We start from the raw sequence: 23,078 nt of genomic DNA, 5'->3' as shown, positions 1-23,078 counted from the left end.
TGCGTGGCAACATAAACTCTCCTTTTTACTCTTGTTATAGGTTGCCACGTATATTGTGCGTGGCTTTATATGAATGCGTAAGCGTCACCAAACAGCTTGTCTGCTTGCAAGCCTAACGGGGTAAAATCATCGCGGGCGATTTTCGCCATTTCAAAACGACCAGCAATATAAACTTGTGTGTTCGATAAATCTGGAAAATCAGTCATAACTGCTTTGTGCACATAACCTGTTTTTCCTTGCCAATCTTGCTCGGGAAATTCCACCACAGGGGCAAAGGTAAAGGTAGGGTATTGGCTAGCCAGAGCATTGAGTTCTTGGGCTAAATACAGATCTTTTTCGTGACGTCCCCCCCAGTATAAGGAAACTGGCGTTTCAGGGGCGTCGTTTAATACCTGTTGTAGAATGGACCAGGTGTAAGAAAAGCCGGTGCCGCCAGCAATTAATATGATTGGCGTGCCATCAGCGTGTAAGCTGGCTTCTCCATGACCACCGCTTAGGGTAATCACCCCTTCGCGCCGCATTTTATCAAGCACTTCTGTTGCGTAGGCATTATTTTCGTCTGCGCCGATATGCAATTCAATACGGCCATTGTCATATGCCGGGTTAGCAATCGAAAAAGGGCGTTGATCCTTTTCACCCATATGCACCATGATGTACTGACCTGCTTTGAAGTCTACGGGTTGTGCTGGGGTAAGTTCTACCTTGTATACCACATCGGTTAACGGCGTAATCGACGCAACCTTACATTCAAATTCCGACATATTTACTCAATTGGTTAAAAAAAGAAGCCCAAAATACACATGGGCCGAAAAAGCAGAATCTCTGCAATTCGGCGCAAGATGCATATGCAAGTTACTTCATGATACCAAGTTCATCCCAGATGTCATCCACACGCTGTTTCACCTGCTCATCCATCACAATTGGTGTGCCCCATTCCCGGTCGGTTTCTCCGGGCATTTTATTGGTGGCATCCATACCCATTTTAGAACCTAATCCGGACACCGGCGACGCAAAGTCGAGATAATCAATGGGGGTGTTTTCAATTAACACCGTATCTCTGGCCGGATCCATTCGGGTGGTAATGGCCCAAATAACATCTTCCCAATTGCGAGCATCCACATCATCGTCACAAACGATCACAAATTTGGTATACATAAATTGTCGCAGGAACGACCACACGCCCATCATCACCCGTTTGGCGTGGCCCGGATATTGTTTTTTCATGGTGACCACAGCCATCCGGTAAGAACAGCCTTCTGGGGGCAGGTAAAAATCTACAATCTCGGGGAACTGCTTTTGTAAAATAGGAACAAAAACCTCATTGAGCGCCACACCGAGTATGGCCGGTTCATCCGGTGGGCGGCCAGTGTAGGTAGAATGATAGATAGGTTGTTTACGGTGGGTAATATGAGTCACGGTAAACACAGGGAATTCATCTACTTCATTATAATAACCGGTGTGGTCACCATAAGGCCCTTCGGGGGCGGTTTCTTCCTGCGCAATGTAACCTTCAAGCACAATTTCTGCACTGGCCGGTACCTGCAGTTGATTACTTACCGATTTAACCACTTCGGTTTTACTGCCTCGGAGTAAACCGGCAAAGGCGTATTCCGACAGGGTATCTGGCACTGGGGTAACAGCCCCGAGTATGGTTGCTGGATCGGCGCCGAGGGCTACCGATACCGGATACGGTTCGCCGGGATGGGTTTGACACCACTCTCTAAAATCCAACGCGCCGCCACGGTGAGACAACCAACGCATTATGACTTTATTTTTACCGATAACTTGCTGGCGATAAATACCCAGGTTTTGACGCTTTTTGTGGGGGCCCTTGGTGATGGTTAACCCCCAAGTGATCAATGGGGCAGCATCGCCCGGCCAGCAACGCTGCACCGGTAACATGGATAAATCCACATCGTCGCCGGAAATTACGACTTCCTGGCAGGGTGCTTTTTTCACTTCCTTGGCTGGCATGTTCAAGACTTGCTTAAACACCGGCAGTTTTTCCCACAAGTCTTTTAAACCTTTTGGGGGTTCAGGCTCTTTTAAGTAGGCCAATAAGGTGCCCACTTCGCGTAAAGCAGCCACCGACGTTTGCCCCATGCCCATGGCAACCCGTTCCGGAGTGCCAAATAAATTCGCCAGTACCGGAATATCAGAACCTTTTGGGTTTTCAAATAACAGTGCTGGGCCCTTTGCGCGCAAGGTGCGATCGGCAATTTCGGTCATTTCTAGGTTGGTGTCTATTGCTTGGGTGATACGTTTTAATTCACCCTTTGCTTCCAGTTGGTTAATAAAATCCCGCAGGTCTTTATATTTCATGGTTGCTGCTTAAACCGCTCGTCATCCTGTAATGGTGAGCAGTATATCATTGTAAAGGGGGCACTGTTCACTCCCAAAAAGGCAGTATGAAAAATTCGTCATGCTTTATGAATTGCCCCCTAACTGGCACATAATTGGCGGTATGGTCTAAATTAAGGTAGACAGCGCAGTAAAATGGTAGTGTTATAGCGTTGAAGTAGGTTGCTGTGATTGCCTGAGTTTTCTCACCGCGCTTACGAAAATACTTATAATTAGGAGAGCGTGATGGTGTTAGTAGATCAGAATATGGTCGACGAGTTAAATCTTCTTCTTCGTTTCCCCGCATCAAGTCTTATGCAAGGGTTAAAAATTCACAATGATGCCAGCCAGACTGTGGTTCACGCAGCAGGGCGCTTATACGCCAAAGGCATTATTACCCAGCCCGATGGTGGTTACCTTACCGACCTCGGCATTGATTTGGCTGAACACGCCCGTACCTTGCAGGTGGCTCTATCAATGAAGCTTAATTAAATCGGTCATTCCCTGTAGTTTACGCAAAAACAGTTATATCGGGTTTAAGAATTCTGTCATTTGGTCGATACTGATGAAGTGGGTGCAGCAATGTAACGACGTCGTTGTTGCTCGTGCTTTTAATTCTTTTTCCTGTGGCAGGTTGCGACGATGATAAAACATATTTCCTCTATTTTGACTGCTACCTTGTGCATGCTTGTGTCTGCATCTGCCTTGTCTGAGGAAATAAAAGCCGTACAGTTGTATACCCAAGACCAATTGATTTCTATGATCAATAAAAACACCCACCTAAATCGGGTCGTCACCGATCGCTGTCAGCTAGTACAGGATATAGAAGCTCATGCCGAAGTGCTTAAAGAGCCGGCGTACCAGTTTTTGTGGGGCGATATGCTAGCCTGGGGTGTGTGTGTGGAAGCCGATCCTAAGCGAGGCGTTAGTTTTATGCGTGATGCCTCAGAGCAAGGCTTACCCGCGGCCTTAGAGCAAATGGGACGTTATTACGCTAAAGGCACGTTAGTTCAACAAGATAAACAACGAGCGGTGTTTTATTTACGTGAGGCCGCTGCCATGGGTTTTTTGAAGGCTCAGTTAGAACTGGCGCAATTATTCGTTGATGGCTACGGGAGTCCATACGATTACGAAGATGCTTATCGTTGGTTGTACAATGCGGTCACAGACGATAAAGCTACCCACCAACAAATAGCATCTTATCTTGGCCAGCTAGAAAAACTGATGCATCCTAAAGCGGTGCGTAACGCGCGTAGACCCATGGATAGCTAACGGTTACCTGCAAATATCTCCTGCCAAATTTCACACATGACTGTGTTTTGTGACAAAATTGCTGTGACAACAAAATGATAACCGTCGAACAAGGCGATGTTTTCACCAGATAACTGTTATACTAAGGCCAAATTAAGTTAAAAAAGAGAGTACATGAGCGACGATCCCCATTTTCAACGAGAAAAAGAAAAATACGACAAGCCGGTAGCCAGCCGGGAATTTTTAATGTCTGTTATGAAAGAACAAGAAAAACCCTTGTCCTTTCTAGAAATTTGCTCGTTAGTAAATGCAACCGATGAAGAAAGCCGCATCGGCATTCAAAGACGCCTTCGCGCCATGGAAAGACAAGGCCAAATCCAATTTAATAAGCAGAAGAAATATGCGCTGCAAAACCGCGATGAACTGATCCGCGGCAGGGTGATTGGACACCGAGATGGCTTTGGCTTTTTGCGTCCAGAAGATAACAGTGGCGATCTTTACATCACTGCCGGTCAGATGAACCTGTTTATGCACGACGATATTGTGGAAGCCCGAGAAAGTGGGACTGATCGTCGAGGCCGACGTGAAGCATTTATCAATCAGGTTATTGAACCCCGCAGCGAGCCCATTGTTGGCCGGTATTTTATTGAAAACGGCATGGCTGTAGTGGTGCCTGACGATAGCCGTCTACAACACGAAATTATTATTCCAGCTGAGGCCACGAAAGGGGCCAGAATGGGCCAGGTTGTGGTGGTGGAAATCACCCAGCGTCCCCGTCGTCGGGTCAGTCCAGTAGGTAAGATTATCGAAATTCTCGGTGAGCACATGGCACCTGGAATGGAAATCGAAATGGCGCTACGCACCTACGATATTCCTCACGTTTGGCCCAAAGCGGTTGAGCGTTACGTTACCAAGTTTGGCAGTGAAGTACCTGAAGACAGTAAAACCGGCCGGGTTGATCTGCGCCAACTGCCTTTAGTGACCATCGATGGTGAAGATGCCCGAGATTTTGACGATGCCGTATTTTGTGAGCCTCTTGATAATGGCGGCTGGCAACTTTGGGTGGCCATCGCCGATGTAAGCACGTATGTGAAATTAGGCACGGCGTTAGATAAAGAAGCGCAAAACCGGGGGAACTCGGTTTATTTTCCAGAGCAAGTGATCCCCATGTTGCCGGAAGTCCTGTCTAACGGGTTGTGTTCTTTAAACCCAGAAGTAGACCGCCTGTGTATGGTGTGTGAAATGACCATCACAGAGCAGGGTAAATTAGACAACTTTCAGTTTTATGAAGCGGTAATGAACTCTCATGCCAGACTGACATACACTAAAGTTTGGCAGATCTTGCAAGGGGACAAAACCCTGAATCAGCGCTATAGCGATCAGGTTCCTCATTTACGTAATTTGCACGATTTATATCGGGCACTTAAAAAGTCTCGTTCCCAGCGCGGCGCCATAGAATTTGAAACACAGGAAAGCAAATTTGTATTTAACGCCCAGCGTAAAATAGAAAACATTGTGCCTGTGGTGCGCAATGATGCCCACAAGATGATCGAAGAATGCATGATCATGGCAAACGTCAGTGCAGCGCAATTTCTTGAAAAGCATTCGATGCCTGCGCTTTACCGGGTGCATGATAAACCGGATGCCGACAGGCTAACGGCCTTTATTTCCTATTTAAGCGAAATTGGCATTCCTCATCGCATTACCGAAGAGGCGAGGCCAGCAGATTTTACCGATGTGGTAAGTAAAACCAAAGCAAGGCCAGATCAAGAACTCATTCAAACCATGTTATTGCGTTCAATGAAGCAGGCAGTGTATGGCGGCGACAATGTGGGCCATTTTGGCCTGGCACTGGATGCTTACGCCCATTTTACATCGCCGATTCGTCGCTATCCTGATTTGGTAGTACACCGGGCGATCAAAGCCATCTTGAAAAAGCAAAAACAAAAAGTGCACGGTGCTAAAGCCTATACCGATGAAGAAATCGACCAACTTGGCGAGCAGTGTTCCACCACCGAACGCCGAGCTGACGATGCTACCCGAGATGTGGCAGATTGGCTTAAGTGCGAGTTTATGCAAGACCATGTGGGGTCAAGTTTTGAAGGCGTGGTGAGTTCGGTAACTAACTTTGGTTTGTTTGTACGTATTACCGAATACCATATTGATGGCTTAGTTCACATTACCTCATTAGACGATGATTACTACCGTTATGACGATGTTAAGCAAACCCTGGTTGGTGAGTCTGGCGCGCGTCAGTTCCGTTTGGGCGATACGCTAATAGTAAAAGTGGCGGCGGTTAACCTTGATGAGCGCAAAATTGATCTGGTATTAGACGGTGTCACATTGAAAGGGCCGGGTGGCAAACAAGTCACGGTTCGCGCTAAATCTGGCAAGAAAGAACGGGGCCGTAAAGACAGTAGCAAACGCAAAGCCAACAACGGTAAGCAGCAAGACGGAAATAATAAAACAGAGCGTGGCCCGAAAAAACCACGTTCTCGTGCGGGTAAAGGTAAAAAGAAATAAATGGCACAACAAGAATGGCTATATGGTCTGCATGCCATGCAGGCAGTACTGGAAAATGAGCCTGAACGGGTTATCGAAATATTTGCGTTAAAAGGTCGGGATGATGCTCGCTTAACGCAAATTGTAAATCAAGCTCGTCGTTTTGGTATTAGTGTGCAGTTTTGTCAGCGTAAAGTTCTGGATGACAAAGTGCATGGTGAACAGCATCAAGGTGTGGTTGCTCGTGCTAAACCGCAACGGGTGATGGACGAGAGCGATTTAGACCGAGTGCTTGAAAAACAGTCAGAACCCTTCATTCTCGTTCTTGATGGCGTAACCGATCCCCACAATATTGGTGCTTGTTTGCGTACCGCTGATGCGGCCGGCGTGCATGCGGTGGTTGTGCCTAAAGATAAAGCCGGTGGACTGACTGCCACGGTGCGAAAAGTGGCTTGTGGTGCGGCCGAATCTGTTCCTTTTATACAGGTTACAAATTTATCCCGTACGTTAAAACACATGCAGGATAAAGGGGTTTGGGTAACCGGTACCGCCGGAGAAGCTAAACAAACCCTTTACGAGGTAAGCCTTACCGGGCCGACCGCCTTGGTGATGGGCGCTGAAGGTAAGGGCATGCGGCGACTAACCCGCGAGCACTGCGATCAACTTATTAAACTGCCCATGGCTGGAGCAGTCTCTTCTTTAAATGTTTCTGTGGCTACAGGCGTATGCTTGTATGAAATAGTCAGGCAACGTCAGCAATAAACGTTTATATTACACGGTCAGCGTTTACGTTATTGACGTAACGCTCCCTGTTTTTTGGCGACAATTGCACCGGTTGGTTATCAAGTTTTACAAAGCATGTTGAATGTAAAGATTTGGTAAAGCTATGAACTAGCGCAGGTTTCGTAAAGACTTAACAGGGTAAGATAATGCTGTATAATGCGGCTTCGCTGTAGAATGTGGCTTCGGCAAATGTCGTGGCTCAAACACCACTTTTAGTTAAGGATTTACGTTTTTATGGTATTTCGAACACTTACGTCGCTGATGAAATTCGCAGCCGTGCTCGCTGTAGCTGTAGGGCTTACTGCCTGCGGCAGCGATAGCGACTCCGACTATTCATACGCTTATATACAGTTTTATAATGCGTCTCCTAATGGTTCTACTGTTACCATGCAGGATGACGATGGCGATGAACTAGGCTCCGCCCAATTCGGTGATTCAACGTCGTTGATTTCAACCGATAACGGTGATTTGGATTTAGAGTTTATCCGTACTGACTCAGACGATCAGGAAGTGTTGTTACACGAAATGACCGTAAAACTTAAGACGGGCTACAAAACTCTTATCGTATTAAGTGGCGATTTCGACGATCCTGATTGGACTGAATATCAGTTTAAGCGTGAATCTATCGAAGACGATCACTTCCGTTTGTTCGTAACCAGCGTGCGTGAAGATCAAAGTCAATATGACTTCTACATGAGCGATGATGGCGACCCGTTTGAAGCTGCAAACTACCTAGGCACTATGACTTACGGTGAGTTAAACGAGCTTGAATTCTGGGATCCAGATGACGACAGCGACGACTTCGATTCTGATGAATACACTATCTACATCACTAATCCAGGTGAAACAGAAGTGTTATTCGAATCTCAAACATTGGATTTCGATTATGACATCGAATATGTACTTGCAGTACGTGATTTAAGTGGTGCTTTGAATGATGGAATGTCAGTAGATGCCATTTTGAACTCCTCTTATGTAACTAATATCACCGATGTCGATGCCGATGCTCAGTACCGTATTTATAACAGTACCGATTACGATGTGACGGTTACCTTTGGTGGTGAAGACGGCGTAGACGACACTGTATTCACTTTAAATGCAGGTGAATTGTCTGACTTTACCGATATTGACTACGGCGACTATCGCGTTACTGTTGATACTGAAGAAGACGGTATTGAATCGTTAAGCAACAAACTTGTTACCTTGAACCAAGGTGAAAGTAAGGCGATCATGATCGACCTTAACGGTAATAAATTAAGCGCAAACTCCTTTGTAGAAAGTGACTTGCCTCAGTCTTACGACAAAACCGTTAGCTTCGTAAACTTAGTTGATGATTTTGATGACATCGATTTTTATCTAGTACGTAACGATGAAACTATCGATACTGCAGATTACTACACGCTAAACATGGAATTTGAAGAGAGCAGCACATTAGTTCTGCCTTCAGACTACTATGAAGTTATCGCCGTGTATGAAGACGACAACGATGAGCAAATCTTACTGGATAGAACCGCCCTATATGGTTTCACAGAAGATGAAAACTACATTGTTACCGTTGAACCTGCGGATAACGCCACCGGATACGAGATCAATGTTCTGTTTTAACCAAGCAGGTTAATTACAAAATACCCTCGAAATTTAATTCGGACACAAGCGGCAGAAATTTCCTTTTGGATTTTTCTGCCGTTTTTTTATTTGCGTGTTATTCTTAATTCATAATCGTGAGAATATGTTCAAACAGTGCCTAGCTATGCAGACATCATAGGCGACATAGTAAAAGACTGTTTATGATGTTCGGTGCAATGGTGGTTCTATGAATTGCAGGGGTTTATGAATTTACTAAGAGCGCTTCACGAGATATCGTCCGATGCGCAGACAACGACTGATGAAAAATTAGAACGTTTGCTGCGTTTGGGTCTAGATGCGTTGGGCATGGATATCGGTTTAGTAAGTCGTATAACTGAGAATGATTACACGGTTATTGCCGCAGTAACCCCTGATAACAGCATAGAAAAGCACACTGTTTTCCCCCTCGCCGATACCTTCTGTAAGGATACCTTACAAGCCAATTCTATTGTGGCCTATCACAATGTTCCTGAGCATCCTGGCATTACCCATCCGGCCTATCAAAGTTTTTCGTTAAGAAGTTATATTGGGATCCCTTACTTTGTTAATGGCGTTCGCCAAGGCACGGTTAATTTTTCCAAACCCGATGCCCGTGAATGGGCGTTTGAACCCCATGAACAAGACTATATTGTGTTACTGGCCGAGTGGGTGGGTTCAGAGTTATCTCGACAAGAACAAGTGAATAAGTTGCTTGAACAGCAACATCAGATGCAGCATCAAAACCGGCTGCACAAACAAATGGCTGAACTGGCCCGGGTGGGAACTTGGGAGGTAGACCTTGAAACAGGTAACGTCTGGTTGTCAGACTCTCTGAGGTTTCGCTACGAAGTGCCTGAAGGGTATCCACTGACCATGGAGACGACTAAAAATTTTGTACTCCACGAAAAAGACCAGCAGACCATTGGACGTATGTTCAGAGAGTCTATTGAAACCAAAGAACCTTGGTCTTATGAGTTCGAAGCAGTATCCCTGACCGGTAAGCGCTTTTGGGTACAAACCCGCGCTAAAGTAGATGAGCAGGCCGATGGCGGTAAACGCTTTTTTGGTGCTACACAAGATGTTACCCACAGGGTGCTTGCAGCCAAAGAAATGGAACATCGTCGCCAGATCGCCGAGCAAGCGTTGCAATCAAGAAGCCTGTTTCTGGCCAATATGAGTCATGAAATTCGTACGCCCATTAATGGTGTACTAGGCATGTTAGATGCATTGTCGAAAACCCCGTTGTCAGCAAAACAAAAAGAATATTGTCAGTTAGCGAGTCAAAGCGCAGATAACCTGCTGCAAATTATTAACGACGTGTTGGATTTCTCAAAAATTGACGCCGGCGAGCTAGTACTCGAAAGCCTACCACTGAATATAAGTAAGGTTGTACACGAGCAACAACGTGTATTTGCAATGACCGCACAGAAAAAGCAACTTAGGTTAACGGTGGATACCAAGGCCACTGACGGTTTGCAGTTGTTAGGCGATCCTACCCGTATTCGCCAAATATTAACGAACCTACTTAGCAACGCCATTAAGTTCAGTTACGAAGGTGAAGTGAGTGTAAAAACACGGGCAATAAAGCAAACCGATAGCCAGTATTTAGTGCAAATAGAGGTTAAAGACACCGGGGTAGGGATCGCACCAGAACATCAGTCAGCGATATTTTCCCCTTTTCAGCAAGGCGACAGTAATACTACCCGTCGTTTTGGTGGCACGGGGTTGGGGCTTTCCATTGTGTCGCAAATTGCTGAGCAAATGCATGGCGGTATACGGGTAAAAAGTCAGTTAGGAGAAGGGTCGACCTTTATTGTGGCGCTTTCTCTGCCTATCTCTAATCATTCTTTAGAGGCAGACGAACCCACAGAACTTCCCGTTCCTGTGCACCACTCCCGCTTAGAAAAGAAACGGGTATTGGTGGTGGAAGACAACGAAATAAACCAAATTGTTGTAACCGAGCAATTGCGGGCATTTAGCATTACCCCAGAAATTGCGGCGCATGGGGCAGAGTCGGTGGAGATGGTTGTGCAAAGCCTTTCGTCGGGTCATCCTTACGATCTTATTTTAATGGATTGTCAGATGCCCATTATGGACGGCTACCAAGCGTCGAAAAAAATACGTGAGTTGGGAGAAACAGCCCAAGTCATTCCAATTATTGCCCTTACCGCTAATGTGTTGGTAGGGGAAAGAGAAAAATGTATTTTAGCCGGTATGAACGATTATTTGACCAAACCTGTGGATTCAGTACAATTTGGTCGTTGCATTAATCGCTATTTACTGGCTTAATACGCCCATCGGCACAACTTTGCCGATAGAGTGCAGACACAAAATCCCATCCGTCGCATCGTTTAAAAATAATTCACTTTTACGCTATCACTTCCCTATCTTTTCTGTTATCATTTCGCGCCCTTTTTATGGGGGTATGTATATAAAAACGTCAATTTCTGTCGTTTTTAGCAGCGAAACGACTCGTATGAGTCTTAATTTTAGAGCGGAGCACTAACATGATCCAAATGCAAACTAACCTGGACGTTGCAGATAACAGCGGCGCTCGCAGGGTTCAGTGTATTAAGGTTCTTGGTGGCTCGCATCGCCGTTATGCAGGTATCGGTGACATCATCAAAGTTACCGTCAAGGAAGCAATTCCTCGCGGTAAAGTTAAAAAAGGTGACGTACTGAACGCAGTGGTGGTGCGTACTAGAAAAGGCGTTCGTCGTGCAGATGGTTCTACCATCCGTTTTGACGCAAACGCGGCTGTATTGTTGAATAACAATAAGCAACCTATTGGTACGCGTATCTTTGGACCGGTAACCCGTGAGTTGAGAAGTGATAACTTCATGAAAATCATCTCATTGGCCCCAGAGGTACTATAAGGAGTCACGATAATGGCTAGAAAAATTCGTCGTGATGATGAAGTAGTCGTATTGGCGGGTAAAGACAAAGGCAAACAAGGCAAAGTCCTGAAAGTGCTGGTGTCTGAAGACCGTGTAGTTGTAGAAGGTGTAAACCTTGTCAAGAAACACCAGAAGCCTAACCCTCAACTGGGTCAAGCTGGCGGTATTATTGAAAAAGAAGCATCTCTGCACGTTTCTAATGTAGCGGTTGTTAACCCGGCAACGGGCAAAGCAGATCGCGTTGGTTTCCGTGAAGATGACGGTAAGAAAGTTCGTTTCTTTAAGTCTAACGGTGAACTTGTTTAATTAATTGGAGAGTACGATGGCGAAACTGCATGATTTCTATAAAGAAACAGTAGTAGCTGACCTTGCGAAGCAGTTCAGTTACAAAAGCGTCATGCAAGTCCCTCGGATTGAAAAAATCACCCTGAACATGGGTCTGGGTGAAGCTGTAGCAGACAAAAAGGTACTTGAGAACGCGACTGCCGATATGGCTGCCATCGCGGGTCAAAAACCTGTTGTAACTGTTGCACGTAAATCTGTTGCGGGTTTTAAAATCCGTGAAGGTTATCCGATTGGCTGTAAAGTAACCCTACGTGGCGAGCGTATGTGGGAATTTTTAGAGCGTTTGATTTCAATCGCAATTCCTCGTGTACGTGACTTCCGTGGCTTAAGCGCAAAGTCTTTTGACGGTCGTGGAAACTACAGCATGGGTGTTCGTGAACAAATCATCTTCCCTGAAATCGATTTCGATAAAGTGGATAAGGTTCGCGGTATGGATATTACTATCACTACCAGCGCAAACACTGATGATGAAGCACGTGCTCTGTTGACCGCGTTCAACTTCCCATTCAGAAAATAAGGGGTGTAGGGTTATGGCAAAAGAATCAATGAAGGCCCGCGAAGTAAAGCGTACCAAGCTTGTAGCTAAGTACGCCGAAAAACGTGCCGCACTTAAAGCGATTATCAGCGATGTTAACGCCTCTGAAGAAGAGCGTTGGGATGCTGTTCTGAAGCTACAACAACTGCCACGTGATTCGAGCAAAGCTCGTCAGCAAAACCGCTGTCGTGTAACTGGTCGTCCACATGGTTACCTACGCAAATTCGGTCTGAGCCGTATCAAGCTTCGTGAAGCTGCGATGCGCGGTGAAGTCCCTGGCCTTAAAAAAGCCAGCTGGTAAGGAGTAGCTAAAATGAGCATGCAAGATCCTATCGCGGATATGTTTACCCGCATCCGTAACGGCCAGATGGCACAGAAAGTATCTGTGGTAATGCCTTCTTCTAAACTTCGCTCTGCAATTTGTGAAGTATTGAAATCTGAAGGTTATATTACAGATTATGCTGCGTCTGGTGACGTTAAGCCTACTCTTGAAGTGACACTTAAGTACTTCGAAGGTAAGCAAGTAATTGACACTATTGAACGTGTAAGCCGTCCTGGTCTGCGCATCTATAAGAAAAAAGATGAGCTGCCAAAAGTTATGGGCGGTCTGGGCGTTGCTATCGTGTCGACTTCTAAAGGTGTGATGACTGACCGTGCAGCGCGTAAAGCTGGCATGGGCGGTGAGATCATCGGTTATGTTGCGTAATCGGAGGAGTTGAAATGTCACGAGTAGCAAAAGCCCCCGTTAACGTTCTTTCTGGTGTAGAGATTTCTATCTCTGGCCAAGAAGTAACGGTTAAAGGTAAAAAAGGCACCCTAACACGCGTATTTAATAACGCTGTTGAAGTTGTACAAGAAGAAAGCCAGTTGAAAGCATTACCTCGCGAAGGTTTTGCCGATGCATGGGCTCAAGCTGGTACAGTTCGCGCGCTGTTGAATTCTATGGTTCAAGGTGTGTCTGAAGGTTTCGAGAAAAAACTACAGTTGCAAGGTGTTGGTTACCGTGCGCAAGCACAAGGTGCCAAACTGAACCTAACATTAGGTTTCTCACACCCTGTAGTTTATGAAATGCCTGCGGGCATTACAGTTGAAACTCCGAGCCAAACTGAAATCGTCGTTAAAGGCGCCGATAAGCAGGTGGTAGGACAGGTTGCGGCGAACATTCGCGCGTATCGTCCACCAGAGCCTTACAAAGGTAAAGGTGTTCGCTATGCAGACGAACAAGTGCGTCGTAAAGAAGCTAAGAAAAAGTAGGTGGGTGATACGATGGATAAGAAAACATCACGCTTGCGTCGCGCAACTCGCGCACGCGCAAAAATTCGTGAATTGGCCGCGCATCGCCTGGTAGTAAACCGTACACCTCGCCACATCTATGCACAGTTAATCGCGCCTAGCGGTTCTGAGGTGTTGGCATCGGCTTCTACCGTTGAAAAAGATCTGGCTAAGGATCTGAAATCAACTGGTAACGCTGAAGCAGCAGCTATTGTTGGTAAAGCAATCGCTGAACGTGCTATCGAAAAAGGCATCAAAGATGTTGCTTTCGATCGTAGCGGTTTCAAATACCACGGTCGCGTAAAGGCATTAGCTGATGCAGCTCGCGAAGCTGGTCTTCAGTTCTAGGAGTGAAGAATAATGGCTAAACAAGAAGTTCAAAACGGTGAACTGTTAGAGAAATTGATTGCTGTAAACCGCGTTTCTAAAGTGGTTAAAGGTGGTCGTATCTTTAGTTTCACTGCATTGACAGTAGTAGGTGACGGCAATGGCCGTGTTGGTTTTGGTTACGGTAAAGCACGTGAAGTGCCAGCTGCTATCCAAAAAGCGATGGAGAAAGCCCGTCGTAACATGGTTAATGTTGATCTGAACGGTCATACATTGCAGCATCCGATTAAAGGTCGTCACTCTGGCTCTAAAGTTTACATGCAGCCTGCATCTGAAGGTACTGGTATTATTGCCGGTGGTGCGATGCGTGCAGTACTTGAAGTAGCTGGTGTGCAGAACGTACTTTCAAAATGCTACGGCTCTACAAATCCAATCAACGTTGTACGTGCAACAATCAACGCGCTGACAGAGATGAACTCTCCAGCAAGTGTTGCCGCTAAGCGTGGATTGTCTGTAGATGAAATTTTGGGGTAATCAGACATGGCAACGATTAAAGTAAAGCAAATCAAAAGTGCAATTGGCCGTTTGCCAAAGCACAGAGCGACGCTTAAGGGCTTAGGCCTTCGTAAAATCAACCATGTCCGTGAGTTGGAAGACACCCCAGCAGTACGTGGCATGATCAACCGTGTAAATTACATGGTTGAAATCGTGGAGGAGTAAGATATGCGTTTAAACACAATTTCTCCTGCAGAAGGTTCAAAACCATCGCCTAAGCGTGTTGGCCGCGGTATTGGTTCTGGTCTGGGAAAAACTGGTGGACGTGGTCATAAAGGCCAAACCAGCCGTTCAGGCGGTTCCATCAAGCCAGGCTTTGAAGGTGGTCAAATGCCACTTCAGCGCCGTCTGCCTAAATTCGGTTTCACATCGCGTAAAAGCTTTGTGTCTGATCAGGTTACACTGACCGAAATTGCTAAGGTAGAAGGTGATACAGCTTCTTTGGAAACATTGAAAGCTGCGGGTCTTATCAAGAAAGATGTGCAGTTTGTCAAAGTTGTAAAAAGTGGCGAAGTATCGCGCGCTGTTACAGTTAGCGGGTTGAAGGTTACTAAAGGCGCGCTTGAAGCAATTGAAGCTGCCGGCGGTAAAGTAGAGGAATAAGCTAGATGGCTAAACCAGGATTGGATTCAGGCGCGAAAAGCGGCTTGAGTGAGCTAAAGTCAAGGTTGTTGTTCGTACTCGGTGCGATCGTCGTATTCAGACTGGGCTCTTATGTGCCTATTCCTGGCATCGACGCAGCAGTACTTGCTGAGTTGTTTGAGCAACAAAAAGGTACCATCGTAGAAATGTTTAACATGTTCTCCGGTGGTGCGCTTGAGCGTGCATCCGTTCTGGCTTTGGGCATTATGCCATACATTACTGCATCGATTATTATGCAGTTGCTCACGGTGGTTCATCCACCGATGATGGAGCTTAAAAAAGAAGGCGAAGCAGGCCGTCGTAAAATTAGTCAATACACCCGTTATTTAACGCTAGTGTTGGCCACATTCCAATCTATTGGTATTGCGACGAACCTGCCTAACCTAATTAATGGTTTGGTTATAGACCCTGGCTTCGGATTCTACTTTACAGCAGTAGTCAGCTTAGTCACTGGAACCATGTTCCTTATGTGGCTGGGTGAGCAAATTACTGAACGAGGTATCGGTAACGGTATTTCTATATTGATATTTGCTGGTATTGTTGCCGGTCTACCTACAGCGATTGGTCAGACTGCGGAACAAGCAAGACAGGGCGATATTAACTTATTGTTCCTGATGTTAATTGGCGTTATCGTCATTGGCTTAATTTACCTTGTCGTGTTCGTAGAACGCGCACAGCGTCGTATAGTTGTGAATTATGCAAAGCGTCAGCAGGGCCGCAAGGTTTTCGCTGCACAGAGCACACACTTACCGCTTAAGGTGAACATGGCTGGTGTTATTCCACCAATTTTCGCTTCCAGTATCATTCTGTTTCCTTCCACCATTGCTGGTTGGTTTGGACAAAATGAATCTACAGCGTGGTTACAGGATATCGCATTAATGCTTTCCCCTGGTCAGCCCCTGTACGTGATGTTGTACGCAACAGCTATCATTTTCTTCTGTTTCTTCTATACTGCGTTGGTGTTTAACCCGCGTGAGACAGCAGATAACCTGAAGAAGTCTGGTGCGTTCATTCCTGGTATTCGTCCAGGTGAACAAACGTCACGTTATATCGATAAAGTAATGACTCGCCTTACCCTGGCTGGCGCACTTTACATAACCTTTATTTGTTTGGTGCCTGAATTCATGCTTATCGCGTGGAATGTGCCGTTCTACTTCGGTGGTACGTCGCTTCTAATTATCGTGGTTGTTATCATGGACTTTATGGCACAGGTGCAGACGCATTTGATGAGTAGTCAATATGAGTCTGTTCTGAAGAAAGCTAATCTGAAAGGCTACGGCCGCTAAGATTAGTGCACTACGGAGTGATGTAATGAAAGTTCGTGCATCAGTAAAGAAGATTTGCCGTAACTGCAAAATTATCAAGCGCAACGGTGTTGTGCGTGTGATTTGCAGCTCTGACCCTAAGCATAAGCAGCGTCAAGGCTAATCAAAAAGCGGTTAATAAGTTCGAACGGTAAGCTGAGCCTTATACTGGGTTCAGCTTACGTTATTTCGTTTTTATGAACCTTAAGTTGCAATTTTGTCGTCGGGTAAGTATCCTATCGGGCTTTTTAGGTCGTCGACATTAAATTTTAAGAGGAGTGCTGTTAATGGCCCGTATCGCTGGCATTAACATTCCTGAACACAAGCATACTGTAATCGCGCTTCAAGCGATTTTCGGTATCGGCGCAACTCGTGCTAAAGAGATCTGTGCCAATGCTGGTGTTGCAGAATCAACAAAAGTAAAAGAGCTTGACGAAGCGACTGTAGAGAAGCTTCGTGAGCAAGTGGCTAAGTTTACCGTTGAAGGTGATCTTCGTCGTGAAGTCTCTATGAGCATCAAACGTCTGATGGACCTGGGTTGCTTCCGTGGCATCCGCCACCGTCGTAGCTTGCCTCTACGTGGTCAGCGCACTAAAACTAATGCGCGTACCCGTAAAGGTCCTCGTAAGCCAATTAAGAAGTAAGCGGGGGAATAAGTTATGGCAAAAGCACCTACTCGTACTACGCGTAAACGCGCTAAACGTCAGGTTGCAGACGGAATGGCTCATATCCATGCGTCTTTCAACAACACTATTGTGACTATTACTGACCGTCAGGGTAACGCTCTGGCATGGGCAACGTCAGGTGGTTCAGGTTTCCGTGGTTCACGTAAATCTACACCATTTGCTGCTCAGGTAGCTGCTGAGCGCGCTGGTGTCGCTGCTCAGGATTACGGTCTGAAAAACCTTGAAGTTTTCGTTAAAGGTCCAGGTCCAGGCCGTGAGTCTGCGATCCGTGCACTTAACGCAACTGGTTATAAGATCACAAACATTACCGATGTGACGCCTATTCCTCACAACGGTTGTCGTCCACCGAAAAAACGTCGCGTTTAATCGCCGGACAGTTGGAGAAAGATCATGGCAAGATATTTGGGTCCAAAACTCAAACTTAGCCGTCGCGAAGGAACAGACCTGTTCCTAAAAAGCGGCGTTCGCGCAATCGATTCTAAATGTAAAATCGATAATGCGCCTGGTCAGCATGGTGCCCGTCGTGGCCGTTTGTCTGATTACGGTGTACAGCTGCGTGAAAAACAAAAAGTTCGTCGTATGTACGGCGTTCTGGAAAAGCAATTCCGTAACTACTATAAAGAAGCTGCGCGTCTTAAAGGCAACACCGGTGAAAACCTGTTGCAATTATTAGAGCAGCGTCTTGATAACGTAGTATACCGGATGGGATTCGCCAGTACGCGTGCTGAAGCACGTCAATTGGTTAGCCACAAGGCGATCATGGTAAATGGTCAAGTTGTGAACATTCCATCTTTTAACGTTTCTGCCGAAGACGTGGTTTCTGTTCGTGAAAAAGCTAAGAAGCAAGCGCGTATTGTCGCTGCTTTAGAACTGGCTGACCAACGTGAGAAGCCAACCTGGATTGAAGTAGACAGCACTAAAATGGAAGGCACTTTCAAGCGCGTTCCAGAAAGAACTGACTTGTCTGCGGAAATTAACGAACAGTTGATCGTCGAACTTTACTCTAAGTAAAGATAACTAAAGAGGAAGCATTGTGGGTTCTGTGACTGAATTCCTGAAACCGAGATTAGTTGAGATCGAAAACGTTTCTCCTACTCGTGCCAAAGTAACTTTGGAACCCCTAGAGCGCGGCTTTGGCCACACTCTAGGAAACGCCCTTCGCCGCATTTTGCTGTCATCCATGCCAGGATGTGCGGTAACAGAGGTGGAAATTGACGGCGTATTACACGAGTACAGCACCAAAGAAGGTGTGCAGGAAGATGTAATCGAAATTCTGCTGAATCTGAAAGGTTTAGCGGTTCGCCTTGAAGGTAAAACTGAGGCAACCCTGACAATAGTGAAATCTGGCGCTGGCCCTGTTGTTGCTGGTGATATTCAGCATGACGGTGATGTAGAGATTGTTAACCCGGACCATGTCATTTGTACTTTGACTGGCGAAGCTGAAATCAGCATGCGTATCAAAGTTGAAACGGCTCGCGGTTATGTTCCTGCTGCTACTCGTCGCTCCTCCGAAGAAGATGATCGTCCAATTGGTCGTTTGTTAGTTGATGCTTCATTCAGCCCAGTTGAACGTATTGCTTATTCTGTTGAGTCTGCACGTGTTGAACAGCGCACAGACTTGGACAAACTGATCATCGACATGGAAACAAATGGTACCTTGGATCCTGAAGAAGCGATCCGCCGCGCAGCCACTATTTTGGCTGAGCAATTAGATGCCTTTGTTGATTTACGTGACGTTTCTGAACCTGTTCAGAAAGAAGAGAAGCCGGAATTTGATCCTATTCTCTTACGTCCTGTAGATGACCTGGAATTGACAGTACGTTCTGCAAACTGTTTGAAAGCAGAAGCTATCCAGTACATTGGTGACCTGGTTCAGCGTACTGAGGTTGAGTTACTTAAAACGCCTAACCTTGGTAAGAAATCGCTAACTGAAATCAAAGACGTGTTAGCCTCTCGCGGTCTGTCTCTAGGTATGCGCCTAGAAAACTGGCCACCAGAGAGCATCGCTGAGAAAGATTAATCAGGTTTTTATCAAACTGATTTGTAGAGAAGGATAAAACTATGCGCCATCGTAAGAGTGGTCGTCAGTTGAATCGCAACAGCAGCCATCGTCAAGCTATGTTTAAAAACATGGCCGGCTCATTGGTCAAGCACGAAGTGATCAAAACGACGTTACCAAAAGCGAAAGAATTACGTCGCGTAATTGAGCCTTTAATCACACTGGCAAAACAAGACAGCGTTGCAAACCGCCGTCTGGCTATGGCCCGCACAGGTGATAAAGAGGTTGTCGGTAAACTGTTCAACGAGCTTGGTCCTCGTTACGAAGCTCGCCCAGGCGGATACACTCGCATTTTAAAATGCGGTTTCCGTGCCGGTGACAACGCGCCTATGGCGTTCATTGAACTTGTAGACCGTCCTGCTGAAGAAGTTTCTGAAGAAGAAGCGGAAGCAGTAGAAGAGTAAGTTATTACTCGTTTCGATTAGTTTTACACTAATTGAATTTGATAAAAAACCCGCCTTTTGGCGGGTTTTTTGTTTCTAGGATTTAGGCGAACAAATCCATTGCTTATAAGGCTATTAACAGGGCTTGTTGATGTGCGCAGTTAGGCGACTTAGTTAACAGAAAAGGTTTGTTGCGAAATGCCTCGACTGTTAAAATCGCCGATGGCTCTATAAAGTATAGCGGCTGGTGATTGTTGAATCGGCTTATCGAATTATAAGTGATATTCCTCCAAATCTTCTTACGTTGATTAGTGAGCTAATTTAGAATATTAAACGTATTTCATGTCGTTTCGCTTAGTCTAAGCACATATACATGTACTGCCTATCAGACCCAGAAAAATTTTAAGCAAGCGGCTGAATGATTCATTAGTGATTAGGTTGACGCTATTGGTAACTGAGGAAGAGAAATTAGACGATTCAGTAGTACTTCCTCACGATGCGCATGTGTATTAAAGACCTAAAGAGAAGGTTTCATCTGTTGTAACTCTTAATATGAATTGAAGATGACACAGTTCAGTCCTTAAATTGTAGAAACATAAATTAAAAGAAAATATTAATGCTTAAAAATACATCGCTGAAGGAATTTGGTTACAATTTTCTTGGTCCACTCCTTACAGCTTATATGAATGAAGTGCATAAAAAAATTATGTCACTTTCATCAGTAAAAGTGTTCCATTTAGCACGTGAAGGGCATGTGTTAAAGCAAGCCTTCGAGATTGGCAATAGCAGCAATGTGGACGCAGAATATTTGTCGGTGTCACGTACCTTTCTATTTAGGATCATGGCTGATATAGAAGCAGCTTGGCCCTACAGTGTAAAACACAACTATAAAGGTTCGTTAGCGTCTTTTTTCCATGCAAGATTTGCTTTTTCCTATGACGAAATAGCGCTTATCTTACCGCAAGATATGCACGATGAAGTCATATCATTGCCAGACGACTATCCTCGAATCTGTGACATTCTTAAACAGCAAAAGCCTCTTATTAATGAGTTAGTGCAGCCGATTCGGGACATATACCTAAAATACCTTGATTCAGTTGGCTTCACAGACCCAGCCGTTACGCCTTTAGTTACGGACGTAGGCTACTCTGGCACCATTCAAAAGCTACTTTGCTTACTGCTTAGCCGAGACGTTCATGGCATCTATATGATAGCAACTAAAGCTGGTGAACATCCCATCGCAAATAGCACTGCTAACATTGATTATGTCTTTAAATCAGACGTTAAAATGGGCGGTGGATACACTATGTTAGATCGCTCCATGTTTTTAGAGGCGCTGTTAACCGCGCCCAACGGGCAATTTGTAGACATTCTCCAAGATGCTAACACCCAAGAATTTCATTTCTGCTACGGTAAAAGAACCCATACCCAAGAGTGCTTTGTTGATTTAAATACATTGCATCAGGGAGCATTAGATTGCGTACAAAACGCTGTTGAAAATAATTTCTCTTATACACCGTCAGAGGTGGAATCGATATTTGAGTCCTATGTCACCAAGCGTAATTTATTGCCCAGGGCAACATGGCCGTTATTTGTTTTAGATGATGCCATTTCAGGTGAAGGTAACCTCAACCCACTCGATTTTTTTGGTCTGTAATATGAATAGTAACTTAAAAAAATCCGTTCGACGCATTCAGCAATCTCTTGAAATGACAACAAAGCCGAAAATAGCCAAAGCTTTTAAAGAAGCCAAGCGTCTTGGATTATTTGATGTCGAGTGGTACCAGGAACACTATGGCTCTTTTCCGCACGAACTAGCGGCATTTGAGGATTACCTCGAAAAATCCAAATCTTCAAATGTGAACCCTTCGGCTAATTTTGATACCGAACTGTACTTGCGGTGTAATGTTGATATTTATCTTAATGGCATTAGCCCGCTACCGCACTATATGTATCATGGCAGACATGAAGGTAGAAATAGTTCAAGGGTAGTAAATCGCTGGTTACCGGCTACCGAATTGGTTCCCCACGAAACCGCTACCTGGAAAAGTCAAAAGGTAGCGATAGTGCTACATATCTTCTATCCAGATTTTGTAGAAAAGTTTGCCCAGACTCTGCGCAAGTTTCCTACCTCTGTAGATGTATTTGTTACAGCGGCTACCAAGAAGATTGAACGAGATGCCACCGAAACCTTTGGTAGCTTAGATAATGTAAACCAAGTAAAAACGGCGCTTTGTGAAAATAGAGGAAGGAACTTCGGACCTTTCTTAGTTAACTTCAGTAAAGAGTTGCTTGAATACGATTTAATGTGTCATATGCACTCGAAGAAGTCGTTGTACAGTGGCCGCGAGCAAACACAATGGTTTGATTATCTAAATAATTTTTTATTAAAAGATAAGCATGTAGTTAAATCTGTACTGCGATTATTCGATGAACACAAAGAGCTAGGCACTTACTACCCTTCGTCTTTCTGGATGATGCCTTCTTGGGTAAACCACTGGACATGTAACAAACCCCATGCAGAAGGGTTTGTAAATGACTGGGGGTTGGATATTAACGACGATTTTGTTAATTACCCCGTAGGTGGGATGTTTTGGGCCAGGCCTAAAGCGATAAAGCCCATACTAAACAAAAACTATCAATATGACGATTTCCCCGCCGAACCATTGCCTAATGACGGTAGTTGGTTACATGCACTTGAACGGGTAATCGGATTACTGGCAGAAAAACAAGGGTTTAAGCAGTTTTTCTACTACCCACCGTTAGGCCGTTTTACCACAGACAAAACGCAAATATCGTCCAGTTACTACAAAACGCCAGAGCAACTTTTAAGCGATGTGAGTAATTTCGATGTCGTGTCTTTTGATATTTTCGACACCGTGCTGAGACGAGAGTTTACCTACCCTGACTATGCGAAATACAAACTGGGTAAAGAGCTTACTAAGCTGGAGTATTTTGATTCTGCCGAGGAGTTTGTAGAACATCGCAATAATGCAGAGTTGGCTTGTCGTAAGGCGGTAAATTTTGAAGGTGACATTGATATATACCAAGCCTACCAACAGCTGGCCAAGCAAAAGGGCATCGCAGAAGAGCTTGCGGCTTCTTGGGCAGACAAAGAGTTTTACTACGATTTAGCCATGGCTTTACCCAAAGATGAAATGGTTAAAATTGTGCATGAACTTAATGCTAAAGGCAGGGAAATTTGGTTTGTAACAGATATTTATTACACCAAAGCGCAAATAACCAAAATGCTAAGAAAGATCGGCATTTCTGTACCCTATAAATTGTTTGTTAGCTCGGATATTAAGAAGCGTAAGGATGCGGGCACCATGTGGACATTCATAAAGCAACTGGTAGATGAAAGCGGGCAAAGCTTCCTACATGTGGGCGACAACGTGCGCTCTGATGCGCAGATATGTGGTGATTTTGGTTTGCAGAATATGCATATACTCAATCCTATGGATAAATGGAGTATTTCTGGACTAGCCAAGCTAAATAGTTTCAAGTCGCCTGATGAAGCTACAATACAAAAGTGGGGGCCGTTAATTAGCCACCATGGGCGTTATCCGTTTTTTGGAGAGTGAGTAGTCAT

Annotated in this window: 27 protein-coding genes; 25 read left to right on the top strand and 2 right to left on the bottom strand. The window is 45.2% G+C overall.

Going from position 1 to position 23,078, the window contains the following annotated elements:
* Positions 1-65 precede the first annotated feature (65 nt).
* Positions 66-761, bottom strand: a complete 696-nt coding sequence (gene fre, locus KO501_RS03375) for an NAD(P)H-flavin reductase (RefSeq protein WP_216028245.1) — start codon at positions 759-761, stop codon at positions 66-68.
* A gap of 91 nt (positions 762-852) precedes the next feature.
* Complete coding sequence (gene ubiD, locus KO501_RS03370) at positions 853-2,322, bottom strand: 4-hydroxy-3-polyprenylbenzoate decarboxylase (protein ID WP_216028244.1); 1,470 nt, start codon at positions 2,320-2,322, stop codon at positions 853-855.
* 264 nt (positions 2,323-2,586) lie between these two features.
* Here ubiD and KO501_RS03365 point away from each other — a divergent pair, with 264 nt between their 5' ends.
* The 25 genes from KO501_RS03365 (at position 2,587) to KO501_RS03245 (ending at position 23,070) form a co-directional block, all read left to right on the top strand.
* On the top strand, positions 2,587-2,832 hold the full coding sequence (locus KO501_RS03365; RefSeq protein WP_216028243.1) for a TIGR02647 family protein: 246 nt from the start codon (positions 2,587-2,589) through the stop codon (positions 2,830-2,832).
* A 192-nt stretch (positions 2,833-3,024) separates the two neighbouring features.
* Positions 3,025-3,612, top strand: coding sequence for a tetratricopeptide repeat protein (locus KO501_RS03360; RefSeq protein WP_252728141.1), 588 nt, complete (start codon positions 3,025-3,027; stop codon positions 3,610-3,612).
* 153 nt (positions 3,613-3,765) lie between these two features.
* Positions 3,766-6,114 (top strand): ribonuclease R, encoded by a 2,349-nt coding sequence (rnr, locus tag KO501_RS03355; RefSeq protein ID WP_216028241.1) that lies wholly within the window; start codon positions 3,766-3,768, stop codon positions 6,112-6,114.
* Entirely contained in the window at positions 6,115-6,855 is a 741-nt protein-coding gene (rlmB, locus tag KO501_RS03350; protein ID WP_216028240.1) for a 23S rRNA (guanosine(2251)-2'-O)-methyltransferase RlmB, read from the top strand. It begins immediately after the preceding gene.
* A gap of 255 nt (positions 6,856-7,110) precedes the next feature.
* Positions 7,111-8,481 (top strand): DUF4397 domain-containing protein, encoded by a 1,371-nt coding sequence (locus tag KO501_RS03345; RefSeq protein WP_216028239.1) that lies wholly within the window; start codon positions 7,111-7,113, stop codon positions 8,479-8,481.
* 225 nt (positions 8,482-8,706) lie between these two features.
* Positions 8,707-10,770, top strand: a complete 2,064-nt coding sequence (locus KO501_RS03340) for an ATP-binding protein (protein WP_216028238.1) — start codon at positions 8,707-8,709, stop codon at positions 10,768-10,770.
* 218 nt (positions 10,771-10,988) lie between these two features.
* Positions 10,989-11,357, top strand: a complete 369-nt coding sequence (gene rplN / locus KO501_RS03335; RefSeq protein ID WP_070125772.1) for a 50S ribosomal protein L14 — start codon at positions 10,989-10,991, stop codon at positions 11,355-11,357.
* 12 nt (positions 11,358-11,369) lie between these two features.
* Complete coding sequence (gene rplX / locus KO501_RS03330; RefSeq protein WP_216028237.1) at positions 11,370-11,684, top strand: 50S ribosomal protein L24; 315 nt, start codon at positions 11,370-11,372, stop codon at positions 11,682-11,684.
* Positions 11,685-11,700: 16 nt separating this feature from the next.
* Positions 11,701-12,240 carry a 50S ribosomal protein L5 gene (rplE, locus tag KO501_RS03325; protein ID WP_216028236.1) on the top strand — a complete coding sequence of 180 codons (540 nt, stop codon included), beginning with the start codon at positions 11,701-11,703 and terminating at the stop codon, positions 12,238-12,240.
* Positions 12,241-12,253: 13 nt separating this feature from the next.
* Entirely contained in the window at positions 12,254-12,559 is a 306-nt protein-coding gene (gene rpsN / locus KO501_RS03320) for a 30S ribosomal protein S14 (RefSeq protein ID WP_216026981.1), read from the top strand.
* Between the two features lie 12 nt (positions 12,560-12,571).
* The gene (rpsH, locus tag KO501_RS03315; RefSeq protein ID WP_216028235.1) at positions 12,572-12,964 is read left to right on the top strand and encodes a 30S ribosomal protein S8; all 393 of its coding nucleotides are present in this window, start codon (positions 12,572-12,574) and stop codon (positions 12,962-12,964) included.
* Positions 12,965-12,978: 14 nt separating this feature from the next.
* On the top strand, positions 12,979-13,512 hold the full coding sequence (gene rplF / locus KO501_RS03310; protein WP_216028234.1) for a 50S ribosomal protein L6: 534 nt from the start codon (positions 12,979-12,981) through the stop codon (positions 13,510-13,512).
* A gap of 12 nt (positions 13,513-13,524) precedes the next feature.
* Complete coding sequence (rplR, locus tag KO501_RS03305; protein ID WP_216028233.1) at positions 13,525-13,878, top strand: 50S ribosomal protein L18; 354 nt, start codon at positions 13,525-13,527, stop codon at positions 13,876-13,878.
* Positions 13,879-13,890: 12 nt separating this feature from the next.
* Complete coding sequence (rpsE, locus tag KO501_RS03300; RefSeq protein ID WP_216028232.1) at positions 13,891-14,391, top strand: 30S ribosomal protein S5; 501 nt, start codon at positions 13,891-13,893, stop codon at positions 14,389-14,391.
* Positions 14,392-14,397: 6 nt separating this feature from the next.
* Positions 14,398-14,577, top strand: coding sequence for a 50S ribosomal protein L30 (rpmD, locus tag KO501_RS03295; RefSeq protein WP_216028231.1), 180 nt, complete (start codon positions 14,398-14,400; stop codon positions 14,575-14,577).
* Positions 14,578-14,580: 3 nt separating this feature from the next.
* Positions 14,581-15,015 carry a 50S ribosomal protein L15 gene (gene rplO / locus KO501_RS03290; protein ID WP_216028230.1) on the top strand — a complete coding sequence of 145 codons (435 nt, stop codon included), beginning with the start codon at positions 14,581-14,583 and terminating at the stop codon, positions 15,013-15,015.
* A 5-nt stretch (positions 15,016-15,020) separates the two neighbouring features.
* A complete protein-coding gene (gene secY / locus KO501_RS03285) occupies positions 15,021-16,340 on the top strand; it encodes a preprotein translocase subunit SecY (protein ID WP_216028229.1) in 1,320 nt (439 codons plus the stop codon).
* A 25-nt stretch (positions 16,341-16,365) separates the two neighbouring features.
* Positions 16,366-16,482 carry a 50S ribosomal protein L36 gene (gene rpmJ / locus KO501_RS03280; RefSeq protein ID WP_073325329.1) on the top strand — a complete coding sequence of 39 codons (117 nt, stop codon included), beginning with the start codon at positions 16,366-16,368 and terminating at the stop codon, positions 16,480-16,482.
* Between the two features lie 163 nt (positions 16,483-16,645).
* A complete protein-coding gene (gene rpsM, locus KO501_RS03275) occupies positions 16,646-17,002 on the top strand; it encodes a 30S ribosomal protein S13 (protein WP_216028228.1) in 357 nt (118 codons plus the stop codon).
* Positions 17,003-17,017: 15 nt separating this feature from the next.
* Positions 17,018-17,410, top strand: a complete 393-nt coding sequence (gene rpsK, locus KO501_RS03270; RefSeq protein WP_070125761.1) for a 30S ribosomal protein S11 — start codon at positions 17,018-17,020, stop codon at positions 17,408-17,410.
* Between the two features lie 24 nt (positions 17,411-17,434).
* The gene (gene rpsD, locus KO501_RS03265; RefSeq protein ID WP_216026973.1) at positions 17,435-18,055 is read left to right on the top strand and encodes a 30S ribosomal protein S4; all 621 of its coding nucleotides are present in this window, start codon (positions 17,435-17,437) and stop codon (positions 18,053-18,055) included.
* A gap of 19 nt (positions 18,056-18,074) precedes the next feature.
* Positions 18,075-19,064 carry a DNA-directed RNA polymerase subunit alpha gene (gene rpoA, locus KO501_RS03260; RefSeq protein WP_216028320.1) on the top strand — a complete coding sequence of 330 codons (990 nt, stop codon included), beginning with the start codon at positions 18,075-18,077 and terminating at the stop codon, positions 19,062-19,064.
* Positions 19,065-19,105: 41 nt separating this feature from the next.
* Positions 19,106-19,507 (top strand): 50S ribosomal protein L17, encoded by a 402-nt coding sequence (gene rplQ / locus KO501_RS03255; RefSeq protein WP_216028227.1) that lies wholly within the window; start codon positions 19,106-19,108, stop codon positions 19,505-19,507.
* 595 nt (positions 19,508-20,102) lie between these two features.
* Positions 20,103-21,143 (top strand): HAD family hydrolase, encoded by a 1,041-nt coding sequence (locus tag KO501_RS03250; protein ID WP_216028226.1) that lies wholly within the window; start codon positions 20,103-20,105, stop codon positions 21,141-21,143.
* A gap of 1 nt (position 21,144) precedes the next feature.
* Positions 21,145-23,070: a rhamnan synthesis F family protein gene (locus tag KO501_RS03245; RefSeq protein ID WP_216028225.1), complete on the top strand. Its 1,926-nt coding sequence runs from the start codon at positions 21,145-21,147 to the stop codon at positions 23,068-23,070.
* Positions 23,071-23,078: the final 8 nt, after the last annotated feature.

The organism is Alteromonas sp. C1M14, assembly GCF_018860965.1.
GTDB lineage: Bacteria > Pseudomonadota > Gammaproteobacteria > Enterobacterales > Alteromonadaceae > Alteromonas.
The sequence above is the reverse complement of the archived record's forward strand: the minus strand, read 5'-3'. Positions and strand labels throughout refer to the sequence as shown.

Bases quoted from the DNA above. Each gene is read 5' to 3' on its own strand.
- rplX (WP_216028237.1), top strand. From the start codon at position 11,370: ATGGCTAGAAAAATTCGTCGTGATGATGAAGTAGTCGTATTGGCGGGT.
- rpsM (WP_216028228.1), top strand. From the start codon at position 16,646: ATGGCCCGTATCGCTGGCATTAACATTCCTGAACACAAGCATACTGTA.
- rplE (WP_216028236.1), top strand. From the start codon at position 11,701: ATGGCGAAACTGCATGATTTCTATAAAGAAACAGTAGTAGCTGACCTT.
- rnr (WP_216028241.1), top strand. From the start codon at position 3,766: ATGAGCGACGATCCCCATTTTCAACGAGAAAAAGAAAAATACGACAAG.
- secY (WP_216028229.1), top strand. From the start codon at position 15,021: ATGGCTAAACCAGGATTGGATTCAGGCGCGAAAAGCGGCTTGAGTGAG.
- KO501_RS03245 (WP_216028225.1), top strand. From the start codon at position 21,145: ATGAATAGTAACTTAAAAAAATCCGTTCGACGCATTCAGCAATCTCTT.
- rpsD (WP_216026973.1), top strand. From the start codon at position 17,435: ATGGCAAGATATTTGGGTCCAAAACTCAAACTTAGCCGTCGCGAAGGA.
- rplQ (WP_216028227.1), top strand. From the start codon at position 19,106: ATGCGCCATCGTAAGAGTGGTCGTCAGTTGAATCGCAACAGCAGCCAT.
- KO501_RS03250 (WP_216028226.1), top strand. From the start codon at position 20,103: ATGCTTAAAAATACATCGCTGAAGGAATTTGGTTACAATTTTCTTGGT.
- KO501_RS03340 (WP_216028238.1), top strand. From the start codon at position 8,707: ATGAATTTACTAAGAGCGCTTCACGAGATATCGTCCGATGCGCAGACA.
- fre (WP_216028245.1), bottom strand. From the start codon at position 761: ATGTCGGAATTTGAATGTAAGGTTGCGTCGATTACGCCGTTAACCGAT.
- rpsH (WP_216028235.1), top strand. From the start codon at position 12,572: ATGAGCATGCAAGATCCTATCGCGGATATGTTTACCCGCATCCGTAAC.
- rplN (WP_070125772.1), top strand. From the start codon at position 10,989: ATGATCCAAATGCAAACTAACCTGGACGTTGCAGATAACAGCGGCGCT.
- rplO (WP_216028230.1), top strand. From the start codon at position 14,581: ATGCGTTTAAACACAATTTCTCCTGCAGAAGGTTCAAAACCATCGCCT.
- rpsE (WP_216028232.1), top strand. From the start codon at position 13,891: ATGGCTAAACAAGAAGTTCAAAACGGTGAACTGTTAGAGAAATTGATT.
- KO501_RS03360 (WP_252728141.1), top strand. From the start codon at position 3,025: ATGCTTGTGTCTGCATCTGCCTTGTCTGAGGAAATAAAAGCCGTACAG.
- rplF (WP_216028234.1), top strand. From the start codon at position 12,979: ATGTCACGAGTAGCAAAAGCCCCCGTTAACGTTCTTTCTGGTGTAGAG.
- rpmD (WP_216028231.1), top strand. From the start codon at position 14,398: ATGGCAACGATTAAAGTAAAGCAAATCAAAAGTGCAATTGGCCGTTTG.
- KO501_RS03345 (WP_216028239.1), top strand. From the start codon at position 7,111: ATGGTATTTCGAACACTTACGTCGCTGATGAAATTCGCAGCCGTGCTC.
- rpmJ (WP_073325329.1), top strand. From the start codon at position 16,366: ATGAAAGTTCGTGCATCAGTAAAGAAGATTTGCCGTAACTGCAAAATT.
- rlmB (WP_216028240.1), top strand. From the start codon at position 6,115: ATGGCACAACAAGAATGGCTATATGGTCTGCATGCCATGCAGGCAGTA.
- rplR (WP_216028233.1), top strand. From the start codon at position 13,525: ATGGATAAGAAAACATCACGCTTGCGTCGCGCAACTCGCGCACGCGCA.
- ubiD (WP_216028244.1), bottom strand. From the start codon at position 2,322: ATGAAATATAAAGACCTGCGGGATTTTATTAACCAACTGGAAGCAAAG.
- KO501_RS03365 (WP_216028243.1), top strand. From the start codon at position 2,587: ATGGTGTTAGTAGATCAGAATATGGTCGACGAGTTAAATCTTCTTCTT.
- rpsN (WP_216026981.1), top strand. From the start codon at position 12,254: ATGGCAAAAGAATCAATGAAGGCCCGCGAAGTAAAGCGTACCAAGCTT.
- rpsK (WP_070125761.1), top strand. From the start codon at position 17,018: ATGGCAAAAGCACCTACTCGTACTACGCGTAAACGCGCTAAACGTCAG.